Annotated in this window: 11 protein-coding genes and 1 riboswitch; of the genes, 6 read left to right on the forward strand and 5 right to left on the reverse strand. The window is 72.3% G+C overall.

Features of this window, described 5'->3' with window-relative positions; genetic code table 11:
- Positions 1 to 14: 14 nt before the first annotated feature.
- Complete coding sequence (locus OHT74_RS13355; protein WP_266663926.1) at positions 15 to 599, reverse strand: Uma2 family endonuclease; 585 nt, start codon at positions 597 to 599, stop codon at positions 15 to 17.
- 78 nt (positions 600 to 677) lie between these two features.
- Here OHT74_RS13355 and OHT74_RS13360 point away from each other — a divergent pair, with 78 nt between their 5' ends.
- The 6 genes from OHT74_RS13360 to OHT74_RS13385 all read left to right on the forward strand — a co-directional run bounded on the left by OHT74_RS13360 (position 678) and on the right by OHT74_RS13385 (position 7294).
- Positions 678 to 1178, forward strand: a complete 501-nt coding sequence (locus OHT74_RS13360) for a GNAT family N-acetyltransferase (RefSeq protein WP_328620349.1) — start codon at positions 678 to 680, stop codon at positions 1176 to 1178.
- A 51-nt stretch (positions 1179 to 1229) separates the two neighbouring features.
- Positions 1230 to 1353, forward strand: a riboswitch (cobalamin riboswitch).
- A gap of 151 nt (positions 1354 to 1504) precedes the next feature.
- Positions 1505 to 3898 (forward strand): ribonucleoside-diphosphate reductase subunit alpha, encoded by a 2394-nt coding sequence (locus OHT74_RS13365; RefSeq protein ID WP_443047374.1) that lies wholly within the window; start codon positions 1505 to 1507, stop codon positions 3896 to 3898.
- On the forward strand, positions 3898 to 4911 hold the full coding sequence (locus OHT74_RS13370) for a ribonucleotide-diphosphate reductase subunit beta (RefSeq protein ID WP_328620350.1): 1014 nt from the start codon (positions 3898 to 3900) through the stop codon (positions 4909 to 4911). The genes OHT74_RS13365 and OHT74_RS13370 overlap by 1 nt, the downstream gene beginning before the upstream one ends.
- Positions 4912 to 4997: 86 nt before the next feature.
- The gene (locus OHT74_RS13375) at positions 4998 to 5708 is read left to right on the forward strand and encodes an AraC family transcriptional regulator (RefSeq protein ID WP_266663932.1); all 711 of its coding nucleotides are present in this window, start codon (positions 4998 to 5000) and stop codon (positions 5706 to 5708) included.
- A gap of 47 nt (positions 5709 to 5755) precedes the next feature.
- Positions 5756 to 6142, forward strand: coding sequence for a DUF3703 domain-containing protein (locus tag OHT74_RS13380; protein ID WP_266663934.1), 387 nt, complete (start codon positions 5756 to 5758; stop codon positions 6140 to 6142).
- Between the two features lie 183 nt (positions 6143 to 6325).
- On the forward strand, positions 6326 to 7294 hold the full coding sequence (locus OHT74_RS13385) for a helix-turn-helix domain-containing protein (RefSeq protein ID WP_266663936.1): 969 nt from the start codon (positions 6326 to 6328) through the stop codon (positions 7292 to 7294).
- Positions 7295 to 7334: 40 nt separating this feature from the next.
- Here OHT74_RS13385 and def read toward each other — a convergent pair whose 3' ends face one another.
- The 4 genes from def to OHT74_RS13405 form a co-directional block, all read right to left on the reverse strand.
- Positions 7335 to 7970 carry a peptide deformylase gene (gene def, locus OHT74_RS13390; RefSeq protein WP_266663938.1) on the reverse strand — a complete coding sequence of 212 codons (636 nt, stop codon included), beginning with the start codon at positions 7968 to 7970 and terminating at the stop codon, positions 7335 to 7337.
- Between the two features lie 66 nt (positions 7971 to 8036).
- Positions 8037 to 9038, reverse strand: coding sequence for a tetratricopeptide repeat protein (locus tag OHT74_RS13395; protein ID WP_266625664.1), 1002 nt, complete (start codon positions 9036 to 9038; stop codon positions 8037 to 8039).
- A gap of 105 nt (positions 9039 to 9143) precedes the next feature.
- Positions 9144 to 10442 carry an HD-GYP domain-containing protein gene (locus OHT74_RS13400; RefSeq protein ID WP_328620351.1) on the reverse strand — a complete coding sequence of 433 codons (1299 nt, stop codon included), beginning with the start codon at positions 10440 to 10442 and terminating at the stop codon, positions 9144 to 9146.
- Entirely contained in the window at positions 10439 to 12037 is a 1599-nt protein-coding gene (locus OHT74_RS13405; protein WP_328620352.1) for an HD-GYP domain-containing protein, read from the reverse strand. The genes OHT74_RS13400 and OHT74_RS13405 overlap by 4 nt, the downstream gene beginning before the upstream one ends.
- Between the last annotated feature and the right edge of the window lie 145 nt (positions 12038 to 12182).

Below are 12182 nucleotides of genomic sequence, written 5' to 3' on the forward strand. Positions count from 1 at the left end.
TCACGCTGTACGAGTCAGCGCACCCAGTCCTTGAGGGGCTCGGTCTGGAGAGTGATGCCGACGGGGTCGGGGAGGTCGATGTCCTTGCCGAAGGGGACTGTGTGCACGTCCTCGTACCTCTGCCCGTCAGGCTCACTGTGAACGCTCACCAGGCAGTTGTCGCGGTCGATCAGCAGGTAGACAGGGATACCCGTCTGCGCGTACGCCCGGGGCTTCTCCTGCCGGTCCCGGCGATCCGTGTCCGAGTCGTACGAGGTCACCTCGACGACCATGAGCACGGGGTCCGGCTCGATCCACTCGCCCTGGCCTCCGATGGAGCCGCTGCGTGCCAGGGCACCGTCGGGCTTCGCCCGCCCCTGACGGTACTGCTGGATCTTGATCCCCTGCTCGCCGTAGAGCCAGAGCTCAGGGCGGTGCTGCATACAGACACGCGTCAGCCACTCGATGATCAGCGCGTGGTCGCTGTCCGGCACAGCCTTGCTCCTCATGACCCCGTCGATGAATTCCAGGCGCAGCCCTTCCGTCTCGCGCGCTGCTATGCGCGCGAGATTCTCGAACTCCTCGGTCAGCATGTGGGGCCGGTCGGTCATCACGGTCATGCCTCGCTCGCCTTCCTTGACGGTGCTGTCTCCGACGATAGCGCCGGGCACCGACAGCCGTCCGGCACACTCGACCGCATGGACATCGTGATCAGGGAAGCGCTGGCGGCGGAGTACGGGACGCTCGGGGAGATCACCGCGCAGGCGTACCTCGGGGACGGGCTGCTCACCTTCGGCGAGGACGACCCGTACCTCGCGCGGCTGCGGGACGTGGCCGGGCGGGCGCGCGACGGGGTGATACTCGTCGCCGCCGCGAGCGACGGACGGCTCCTCGGCGGGGTGGCGTTCGCCGCGCACGGGAGCCCGCTGTGCGACATCGCCGTGGCCGGCGAGGCCGAGTTCCGGATGCTGGCCGTCGCCCGGGAGGGCCGCGGGCGGGGCGCCGGGGAGGCGCTCGTACGGGCCTGCATGGAGCGGGCGAGGGTCATCGAGGGCGTACGGCGCCTCGTTCTGTCCACCACGGACGACATGGTCGGAGCCCACCGGATCTACGAACGGCTCGGCTTCGTCCGTTCGCCCGAACGGGACTGGGAGCCCGTCCCCGGCCTCGCTCTGCTCACGTACGGTCTCGAACTGTAGCCACGCCGACACAACATCTAGGGGGTCGCACAGGAAGCGGCCCCCACATGTATGCTCATGCTCGCTGTCGTCGCAGGGGAATCCGGTGCGAATCCGGAACTGTCCCGCAACGGTATGAAGTACACCCATTGGTGTCACCGCAAGTCCGAGGACCTGCCGACAGTGCGCCCGGCTCGACCGAACCGGGTGCCGACACGTCCGGGCCCCGCGGTTGGGCCGGTGGACGCCGTGCGGTGTGAGCGTGCCCAGCCAGGCCCTGCCCCGCGCGCGCCCGCTCGCGCCCGCACCGAAGGTGTCCCGGAGCCGAGCGAGGGAGAGCTCCCCCCGTGACCATCGCGCCTTCCGCACCGCGCGCCGAGTCCGACCCGTCCGACACCGGAATCGAGACCGGGGGACCTGGGGCCGCACTGCTGCGTACCCTCACCGAGCTGACCGCCGACCTCCCCGACACCGACCCGGGCCGGGTCGCCGCCGCCGCGCTCCGCGGGCGCAGCGCCGCCGCCGACGAGGCCGAACTGCGCGGGCTGGCCACGGAGGCCGCCGCCGGTCTCATCTCCGAGGACCCGGCGTACTCCCGGCTCGCCGCCCGGCTGCTGACGCTGGCCGTCGCCGAGGAAGCCGCGGGCCAGGGGGCCACCTCCTTCTCCGCCTCCGTCGCGGTCGGCCACCGCGAGGGCCTGATCGCGGACCGCACCGCCGAGTTCGTGGCGCTGCACGCGAGCCGCCTGGACGCACTGGTCGAGCACACCCTCGCCGAGGGCGCCGACGACCGCTTCGGCTTCTTCGGCCTGCGCACCCTGCACAGCCGCTACCTGCTGCGCCACCCGATCACCCGCCAGGTCGTCGAGACCCCGCAGCACTTCATGCTGCGCGTGGCCTGTGGCCTCGCCGAGAACAACACTGTCCAGGCCGTCGAGGAAGTGGCCTCCCTCTACCGGCTGATGAGCCGCCTCGACTACCTGCCGTCCTCCCCCACGCTCTTCAACTCCGGCACCCGGCACCCGCAGATGTCCTCCTGCTACCTGCTGGACTCCCCGCTGGACGAGCTCGACTCGATCTACGACCGCTACCACCAGGTCGCGCGCCTGTCGAAGCACGCCGGCGGCATCGGCCTCTCGTACTCGCGCATCCGCGCCCGCGGTTCGCTGATCCGCGGTACGAACGGCCACTCCAACGGCATCGTGCCGTTCCTGAAGACCCTCGACGCCTCCGTCGCCGCCGTGAACCAGGGCGGCCGCCGCAAGGGTGCCGCCGCCGTCTACCTGGAGACCTGGCACGCGGACATCGAGGAGTTCCTGGAGCTCCGCGACAACACCGGCGAGGACCAGCGCCGTACGCACAACCTGAACCTCGCGCACTGGGTCCCGGACGAGTTCATGCGCCGCGTGAACGCGGACGCCGACTGGTCGCTGTTCTCGCCGGCCGACGTGCCCGAGCTGGTCGACCTGTGGGGCGACGAGTTCGACGCCGCGTACCGCAAGGCCGAGGCGGACGGCCTGGCCCGCAAGTCCATGCCCGCCCGCGACCTGTACGGCCGGATGATGCGCACCCTCGCGCAGACCGGCCAGGGCTGGATGACCTTCAAGGACGCCTCCAACCGCACGGCGAACCAGACCGCCGAGCCGGGCGCCGTCGTCCACTCCTCGAACCTGTGCACCGAGATCATCGAGGTCACCAACGACGGCGAGACCGCCGTCTGCAACCTGGGCTCGGTCAACCTGGGCGCGTTCGTCCTCACCGAGACCGGTGAGATCGACTGGGAGCGGCTGGACGAGACCGTCCGTACGGCCGTCACCTTCCTCGACCGCGTCGTGGACATCAACTTCTACCCGACCGAGCAGGCCGGCCGCTCCAACGCCCGCTGGCGTCCGGTGGGCCTGGGCGCGATGGGCCTCCAGGACGTCTTCTTCAAGCTGAAGCTGCCGTTCGACTCCCCCGAGGCGAAGGCGCTGTCCACCAAGCTCTCCGAGCGCATCATGCTGGCCGCGTACGAGGCCTCCTGCGACCTCGCCGAGCGCAGCGGCCCGCTCCCGGCCTGGGAGCAGACCCGCACCGCCCGCGGCGTCCTGCACCCGGACCACTACGACGTCGAGCTGAACTGGCCCGAGCGCTGGGACGCCCTGCGCGCCCGCGTCGCGAAGTCGGGCATGCGCAACTCGCTGCTGCTTGCCATCGCGCCGACGGCGACGATCGCCTCGATCGCCGGTGTGTACGAGTGCATCGAGCCGCAGGTCTCCAACCTCTTCAAGCGCGAGACGCTGAGCGGTGAGTTCCTCCAGGTCAACGGCTACCTGGTGGACGAGCTGAAGAAGCTCGGCGTGTGGGACGCCCAGACCCGCGAGGCGCTGCGCGACTCGTCCGGCTCCGTCCAGGGCTTCGGCTGGATCCCGGCCGAGGTGCGCGAGCTGTACCGCACGGCGTGGGAGATCCCGCAGCGCGGTCTGATCGACATGGCGGCGGCCCGTACGCCGTACCTCGACCAGTCGCAGTCGCTGAACCTGTTCCTGGAGACGCCGACCATCGGGAAGCTGTCCTCGATGTACGCGTACGCCTGGAAGCAGGGCCTGAAGACCACGTACTACCTGCGCTCGCGCCCGGCGACGAAGATCGCCCGCGCCGCGCAGGCGGCCACCCCCGTCGCGCTGCCCCAGGCGGTCGCCGACGCCGAGGCGCTGGCCTGCTCCCTTGAGAACCCCGAGTCCTGCGAGGCCTGCCAGTAATGAGCTCCACCGACAAGAACCTCCTGGACCCGGGCTTCGAGCTCACGCTCCGCCCCATGCGCTACCCGGACTTCTACGAGCGCTACCGGGACGCGATCAAGAACACCTGGACCGTCGAGGAGGTCGACCTCCACTCGGACGTCGCCGACCTCGCGAAGCTGACGCCCGCCGAGCAGCACATGATCGGCCGCCTCGTCGCGTTCTTCGCGACGGGCGACTCGATCGTCTCGAACAACCTGGTGCTGACGCTCTACAAGCACATCAACTCCCCGGAGGCGCGCCTCTACCTGTCGCGCCAGCTGTTCGAGGAGGCCGTGCACGTCCAGTTCTATCTGACGCTGCTCGACACCTACCTGCCCAACCCGGACGACCGCGCGGCCGCCTTCGACGCGGTCGAGGAGATCCCGTCGATCCGCGAGAAGGCGCAGTTCTGCTTCAAGTGGATCAACGAGGTCGAGAAGCTGGACCGGCTGGAGACGCAGGCCGACCGCCGTCGCTTCCTGCTGAACCTGATCTGCTTCGCGGCGTGCATCGAGGGCCTGTTCTTCTACGGCGCGTTCGCGTACGTGTACTGGTTCCGCTCGCGCGGCCTGCTGCACGGTCTGGCCACCGGCACCAACTGGGTGTTCCGCGACGAGACCATGCACATGAACTTCGCGTTCGAGGTCGTGGACACGGTCCGCAAGGAGGAGCCGGAGCTCTTCGACGACGCCCTCCAGCAGCAGGTCACCGACATGCTGAAGGAGGCCGTGGAGGCGGAGCTCCAGTTCGGCCGCGACCTGTGCGGTGACGGCCTGCCGGGCATGAACACCGAATCGATGCGCGAGTACCTGGAGTGCGTCGCGGACCAGCGCCTGGTCCGCCTCGGCTTCCCGCCGGTGTACGGCTCGCAGAACCCGTTCTCCTTCATGGAGCTGCAGGGCGTCCAGGAGCTGACGAACTTCTTCGAGCGCCGCCCGTCGGCCTACCAGGTGGCGGTCGAGGGCACGGTCGACCTGGACGAAGACTTCTAAGTCGCCGGCTCCGGTCGCTTGATAGCGTCCCCGCCCATGGGGAGGAACATCCCGGTCACCGGGGTCCTGGGCGGGGGCGCTTCGTCGTGTCCGTGAGCGGGTGGGCCGGGCGGGCGCGGCTGCGGCCCGGGGGCGTGCTGTACGGGGGCGCCGTCGGGTCCGCCACCGCGCACGCGCACCACTCCGTGCAGGTCATCGCCGCGCTGGGCGGGGACGAGCTGCTGATGGCCGGGCCGGGCGGGGAGCCGTTCCGGTGCCGGGCCTACGTGGTCCCGGCCGGGGTGCGGCATTCCGTGCTGGGCGGGGTTCCGCGCGGGGTGGTGCTGCACTACGACCCGCTCTCCGTCACCGGGCGCCGGCTCGCGGCGCTGGCGGGGGACGCGGGGGACCTCGTACCGGATGCGCTGCCCGCCGATCCCTTCGAGGCGGCCTGCGCGCTGGACTCCGTACTGCCCCAGGGGCCGCTGCCGGGCGCGGATCCGCATCCGGGCCTGGTGCGGGTGCTGGACTGGCTGCCCGGGCGGCAGCACGTACGGCTGTCCCAGGCGGCCGAGGTGGCGTGCCTGTCGGAGAGCCGCCTCGCGCACCTCTTCCGGTCCGAGCTGGGGCTGCCGTTCCGCCCGTACGTGCTGTGGCTGCGGCTGATGCACGCGGTCGAACTCGCCTCCCGGGGGCACTCCCTGACGGACGCGGCGCACGGCGCGGGCTTCGCCGACGGGGCGCATTTCAGCCGGGTGTGGCGGCGGATGTTCGGGATCGCGCCGTCGGACTTCACCCGCACCATCCAGTGGATGTAGCAGGTTCGTTCAAGCGCCGAAGGCCCTGTCGGCCGCACCGTGGACGCATGCGAAAGATGATGAGCAAATGCGTCGCCGCCTGCACGGGGAAGGCCATGCCGCCCGCCGTGCGCGAGGCCTTCGAGGCCGAGTTGCGCCGCGCCCGTGAGGCCGCGCCCGACACCCGGGCCATGTGGACCGCCCTGGAGCGGGCCCACATCATCTCCCAGGCCTGGGCCTGGCCCCACACCCGTGCGCACTGGCACATGTTCCGGCTCGCGGTGCGGTGCCGGGACGGGGCGGAGACGGTGGGGCAGGTGGTGCGGATCCTGGTCGCGGGGGCCGGGTCAGTGACCGGGCGCGTGCCGTACGGAAACACGGGGCGTACGGCGGCGGGGCTGCGCACTCCCATGCCCATTCCGGATGACCTGCGCGTGCTGCTTGGCCGCGCGTAGCTGCCGGTCGATGCCGCGGTCGCGCAGAGCGCCGTAGAGCGCGGGGCCGAGGAGGAAGGCGGCGATGGCGAGGACGACGAGGTAGTCGAGGAACGTGTTCATGACTCCACTCTCCTCAGTGCGGCAAAAACCGGACAGTGGCAGGACTGTCACGGAAGGGCGAATTACTGCCACACTGGAGTCATGCTGAACAACGTGGCCGTGGCCCTCGTCAATGGCGTCGCCCCGTTCGAACTGGGGATCTTCTGCGAGGTCTTCGGGATCGACCGCAGCGAGATGGGGCTGCCGGTGTACGACTTCGCCGTGTGCTCGGCGGAGGACCGGCGCTCCCCCACCGGCGACGGGCACTTCGAGATCGTCGTCCCGTACGGGCTGGAGCGGCTGGAGAGCGCGGACCTGATCTGCGTGCCCGCCGACCGCGCGGCGGCGACCCGGGAGTACCCCGAGCCGCTGCTGGAGGCGCTGCGCCGGGCCGTCGACCGGGGGGCGCGAGTGCTGAGCGTGTGCAGCGGGGCCTTCGTGCTCGGCGCCGCCGGGCTGCTGGACGGCCGGCGCTGCACCACGCACTGGATGCACTCGCCCACCCTGGCCCGGCGCTTCCCGAAGGCGAGGGTGGACCCCGACGTGCTGTACGTGGACGAGGGCCCGGTGATCACCGCCGCGGGCACGGCTTCGGGCATCGACGCGTGCCTGCACGTCGTCCGCCAGGAGCACGGCGCCGAGGTGGCCAACACCATCGCCCGGCGGATGGTCGTCCCGCCGCACCGGGACGGCGGCCAGGCGCAGTTCATCCAGCGGCCGCTGCCGCGCACGGCGTGCGACACGGTGGGCGAGGTGATCGGGTGGATGGCCCGCCACCTGGACGAGGAGATCACCGTCGAGCAGCTCGCCGAGCGCGCGCACATGTCACCGCGCACCTTCGCCCGCCGCTTCCTCCAGGAGACCGGGACGACCCCGTACCAGTGGGTGCTGCGGCAGCGGGTCCTGCTGGCGCAGGAGCTCCTGGAGGCCACGGACGACACGGTCGACGCGATCGCGGGCCGCAGCGGCTTCGGCAACGGGGCGGCCCTGCGCCACCACTTCCTGCGCGCCCTCGGTACGACCCCGAACGCCTTCCGCCGTACGTTCCGTGGCCCGCAGGCCGTGGCTTAGGCGTAGACCGTAGGCCGTAGGCCGTAGGCCTAAGGAAGGCTCAGGCGTTCGGGACCGTCTCGTAGCGCGGGGTGCCCTCTTCCATCTGGCGCAGGGCGTCCTTGCGGTCGCGCTTCGAGAGGCGGTCGATGTACAGGTACCCGTACAGGTGGTCCGTCTCGTGCTGCAGGCAGCGCGCGAAGTAGCCCGTGCCGCGCACCTTGATCGGGTTGCCCTGCGCGTCCTGGCCGGTCACCTCGGCGTAGTCCGGGCGGGCCAGCGCCGCGTACGCGGTCGGGACCGACAGGCAGCCCTCGTTGGAGTCGTCGAGCACGCGGGAGCCGGCCGGCAGATCCACGAGCTTCGGGTTGACCACGACACCGGTGTGGCGGTTGCCGTCGTCGTCGGGGCAGTCGTAGACGAAGACCTTGGCGTCGACACCGATCTGGTTCGCGGCCAGGCCCACGCCCTCGGCGGCCTTCTGGCTGGCGAACATGTCGTCGATCAGCTGCGCCAGTTCGTCGCCGAACTCGGTGACGTCCTTGCACTCGTGGTGGAGGACCGGGTTGCCGACGACCGTGATCGGGCGGGCGGTGCCGCGCTCGCGGTGGGCGAGTTCGCGCTCCGCACAGTCCTCGGTGTCCACGACGTACCCGTCGTTCACAAGCTCGACGACCTCGTTCTCCTGCTGCGCCATGTCCGCCGTACGCCTTCCGTAAGTCCACCCGTTCACCAATATGCCGGTACAGCCTACGGTGCCCGGTCAGCAGACTTCCTCGAGATCCCGCCACTCCCGGGTCTCCGGGCTGTCCGCGACCCAGCCGTCGAGCAGTCCGCGCACCAGGCCGGCCGGCGCCGCGATGCCGCATTCGCGCTCCGGCACCCACAGCGGGCCGGAACCGTTCGTACGGTGTCCGAGCGGTCCGGGATGCCCCGGTTCGCTGTGGTCGTGCGGGTCGAGGTGCTCGCCGTCGCCCTCGCCGCTCGGCATCACGCTCTCCGAGCAGGTCCGGCACAGCAGCCGCACCGACGACGACCAGTCCTCGGCGGCGAAACCGGCGTCCGAGGCCAGCTGCTCCAGCGCGTCACGGTCCGCCTCGGTGGCCGCCTCCAGCAGCACCACCCAGGTCGGCACCGGCGAGGGCGCCCACAGCTCGATCTCGTCGAAGACGGGGTACGAGGGCCCGGCCGCGGTGACCCGCTCGCCGTGCGGGACCCCGTCGTGCAGGACGACCTCGCCCCAGCGGCGTCCCGAGGAGGGCAGCGGGATCGACAGGACCTCCATACGGGCCGGGTCCAGCCGGCGGCCCCAGACCACCTCGGCCTCCCCCTCGGGGGACAGCCGTACGGCGGCGCTGCCGAGCTCCATGCCGACCGGTTCGCCGCTGTTCTTCTTCCCGCCGGCGGCGGCGTCCCCGGGCACCTTCAGCCCGTACGCCTGCCAGGCCCGGCGGGCCAGCGGCCAGTCCTGCAGCGCGGTCGCGGCGATCCCGACGTTCCACCAGTCCGGGGCGCCGGTCTCGCGGTCCAGCAGGGCCACGGCGCGCAGTCCGGCGGCCCGCGCCTGCTCCCAGTCGTGCCGGAACTTGTGCAGCAGGGCGAGGTTGAACCAGGACTCGGACAGCCAGGGCTCCAGGTCCGCGGCTCTGGTCAGCAGCGCACCCGCGTCCTCGTACCGCCCGTCGCCGATCAGCGTGAACGCGCGGTCGGTGGCCTGCCGCCACGAAGCGGAGGGCCGATGCCGTACCTTCCCGAAGATCCTCACGATTCCCGCCTGCCGGTCCAACGGTGCAGCCTTGCGGACACCCTCACGGACACTCCTACTGGCATCCAACCATGCCCACTCGGACGGCCGCTCATTACCCATGGGTTACCCAAGTGGGACTTGACCGACTCTGTCACGTCCGCCCCTGGCCAGAACCCTTGCAAGACACTCCACGACCTCTGGCTGGTAGTCGCGCCCGGTGCCCAGCCGGAGCTGCTCCAGGGCCGCCAGTGAGCCGTCCGGGTGACGGGTCCCGCCGAGCAGGTCGTCGTACGCGTTGACCGCCCGTACGATGCGCGCGGCGACGGGCTGGTCCCGGTACGGGTCCGCCTGCCGCTCCACGACCACGGCCACCTCGGCGGGCACCCCGGTCTGCCGGGCGACCTCCCCGCCGAGCACGGCGATCCGGCGGGCCTCGGCGGCGGGCAGCCCGGCGGTGGCCCCGGCCCGGACCGGGTCGACGAGGGAGAGCTGGCCGATGTCGTGCATGAGGGCGGCGTATTCCAGCACGGTGAGCTCCCGCTCCGACAGCCCGAGCTCCCGGCCGACGGCGCAGCTCAGCGCGGCGACGCGGCGGGAGTGCCCCGGGCGGGTACAGCCGGCGATCTCGGTGGCCCGGGCCAGGGAGGTGATGGTCTGGCGGTAGGTGGTGCGGATCGCGGTGATCCGGTGGAAGGACAGCTGGGTCAGCAGCAGGGGGAGGCAGAAGACGGGCAGGGCCCACAGCCCGGCGACGGCCACGCCGAGGGCCATGACGACCCCGGTGGCGCAGATCGCCGAGCCGATGCCGAGCTGGGCGCGCAGCCCGTCGCGCAGCAGCGGCCCGTACGGCCGGCCCGTACGGGCGCCGGCCGGCGCGGCGGCGAGCACGGCGTCGCAGAGGGCGGTGAGACCGAGCAGGAAGAGCAGGAAGAGGACGAGGTACGGGCCACGCCCGATGCCGTGCTCGAGCCGGCCGGAGTTGTAGAGCGGCTGGAAACAGACGGCGGCGAAGGCGACGGTGAGGACCCGGCGGGCCAGGTGGTCGGCGGCGGGACCGCGGCCCCGGGCGACGTGCGGGACGATCCCGGCGAGTGCCGCGGCGACGACCACCGCGACGATCTGGAGCACCCCGTGGTGGGTGGACTGGGCGGCGTTCGGGCCGAGCAGGGCGTACGCGAGGGCGCCGGCGGAGCCCAGCGGTGCGGGCTGGCGCCCCTCGGCCGCATCCCGGGCGGCGCGGGGGTCGCCGTCCGCCCGGCGGTCACGGGTGTCGCGGCGGGCGAGCTCGCCGCAGGCGATCAGGGCGCCGAAGGCCAGGGCGGTGCCGGGCTCGACGACGCCGTACCAGAGGGTGTGCCCGAGCCCGGCCAGGGTGAGCACCCCGGCGGCCCCGCGCACCGCCCACACGACCGCGCCGCTCATGCCCCGCCCCCGCCGTCCGGGTCCGGGACGGCCCGCGGGTCCACGGTCCGCACGCCCAGGCGGGCACCCTGGGCCGGGAGCCCGGACAGCCCGGAGCCGCCGGGGTCCGGGACGGCCGGGGCGGGGACGGCCGGGGCGGGGACGGCCGCGACAGGAGCGGCGGCTGCGGCGACGGCCGCCGGCGCACGGCCGGAAGCGGAAACGGAACCGGCCGGGATCACCTGCACGTCGTCGTCGGCGGTGACCACCGGGTGCCAGCCGTCCCGGCCGATCGCGTCCACCAGCGCGTGCACCATCGCCGGGTCGAAGTGCGCCCCCGCACACCGTTCCAGCTCGGCCAGCGCCACCGGCACCGGCCGGGCCCGGCTGTACGAGCGGGTCGAGGTCATCGCGTCGAAGGCGTCGGCCACCGCCACCACCCGGGCCAGGACCGGAATCTTCTCCCCGGCCAGCCCGTACGGATAACCGGTGCCGTCGACCCGCTCGTGGTGGTGCAGGATCGCGGACCGGGCCTCCCCCAGGAAGCCGATGCCGCGCACCATCTCGTGCCCGTACTCGGGGTGCAGCTCGATGACCCGGCGTTCCTCGGGCGTCAGCGGCCCGTCCTTGCGCAGCAGCCGTGTCGGGACGCCGATTTTGCCGACGTCGTGCAGGATCCCGGCGATCCGGACGGCCTCGAGCCGGTCCTCGGCCATGCCCAGCTCGCGGGCGATCATCGCCGAGGCCTGGCCGACGCGCTCGCTGTGGCCGCGCGTGTAGCGGTCCTTGAGGTCGACGGCCTGGACGAGCGCCCGGATCGTGGCCTGGTGGGCGGCCCGTTCGCGGTGGTACTGGGCGAAGACCCAGGAGGAGATGTACATCGGCAGCAGGACGAGCAGCGCGGCCGGGAGCCCGTACGGGCTGCGCCACATGACGGCCATCATCAGCCCGGCGAGGCCGTGCACGCAGTGCGGGGCCAGGGAGCCGGTGAGCCGTCCGCGCCACGCGGTCCGCGCGGGCCGTCCCGCGGCGGCGGCCAGGATGCCCGCGTCGAGGGCGGTCAGTACGAGGCAGAAGGCGGCGGCCGCGGCCGCCGCGGGGAGCATCGCGTACGGGAAGTCCGCGAGCCGGCCGGCCGCGCCGGGCGGCCCGGACCCCCCGAAGGCCGCGCCGAAGGAGCCCTCGAAGGGGCTTCCGCCGAGCGCGGCCGGCCCGCCCAGCAGGGCGAACGTCCATCCCGCGGCCCAGGCGGCCGTGGCCTGCTGCGCCGCGTGCCACACCCGGCGCACCCGGGCGGGGCGCTGGACCACGGCCTGGGCGAACCCGCCGGGCAGCGCAACGAGGGCGGCGGCGGCCGGCGGCAGCAGGAAGACGGCGGCGAGCACCACGGGGAAGAAGGATCCGATGCCCTCGGGGACCCGGCTGCGGTTGCCCGGCAGCGGGCACAGCCTGGCGAGTTCGCAGCCCAGGCAGAGGAGGGCGAGCAGCCCGACGACGGGCCAGGGGGTGCCGGAATCGGCGAAGGCCGGGGCGGTGCAGGCGAATGCCGCGAGGACGGCGCACAGGATGACGGCCCGCATGAGAGAGGGGCGCGCCGCCGGGGGAAGTACCCGCATGGCGCTCTCCTCCCCTGTGCCGTGCGCACCCGGTACCGCCGGATCGCACCGGCACCGCTTGGGGAGAATAGGTGTGGCCCCTTGTAGAGCGGGCCACATTTTCGTATTGCGCTGTACGGGCGCCCCCGGATTAGCACCTTCGGGT

The sequence above is a fragment of the Streptomyces sp. NBC_00354 genome, assembly GCF_036106915.1.
Classification (GTDB): domain Bacteria; phylum Actinomycetota; class Actinomycetes; order Streptomycetales; family Streptomycetaceae; genus Streptomyces.

Excerpts from the sequence above, each read along its gene's own strand:
- OHT74_RS13355 (WP_266663926.1), bottom strand. The coding sequence starts at position 599 with ATGACCGTGATGACCGACCGGCCCCACATGCTGACCGAGGAGTTCGAG.
- OHT74_RS13360 (WP_328620349.1), top strand. The coding sequence starts at position 678 with ATGGACATCGTGATCAGGGAAGCGCTGGCGGCGGAGTACGGGACGCTC.
- OHT74_RS13370 (WP_328620350.1), top strand. The coding sequence starts at position 3,898 with ATGAGCTCCACCGACAAGAACCTCCTGGACCCGGGCTTCGAGCTCACG.
- OHT74_RS13380 (WP_266663934.1), top strand. The coding sequence starts at position 5,756 with ATGCGAAAGATGATGAGCAAATGCGTCGCCGCCTGCACGGGGAAGGCC.
- OHT74_RS13385 (WP_266663936.1), top strand. The coding sequence starts at position 6,326 with ATGCTGAACAACGTGGCCGTGGCCCTCGTCAATGGCGTCGCCCCGTTC.
- def (WP_266663938.1), bottom strand. The coding sequence starts at position 7,970 with ATGGCGCAGCAGGAGAACGAGGTCGTCGAGCTTGTGAACGACGGGTAC.
- OHT74_RS13400 (WP_328620351.1), bottom strand. The coding sequence starts at position 10,442 with ATGAGCGGCGCGGTCGTGTGGGCGGTGCGCGGGGCCGCCGGGGTGCTC.
- OHT74_RS13405 (WP_328620352.1), bottom strand. The coding sequence starts at position 12,037 with ATGCGGGTACTTCCCCCGGCGGCGCGCCCCTCTCTCATGCGGGCCGTC.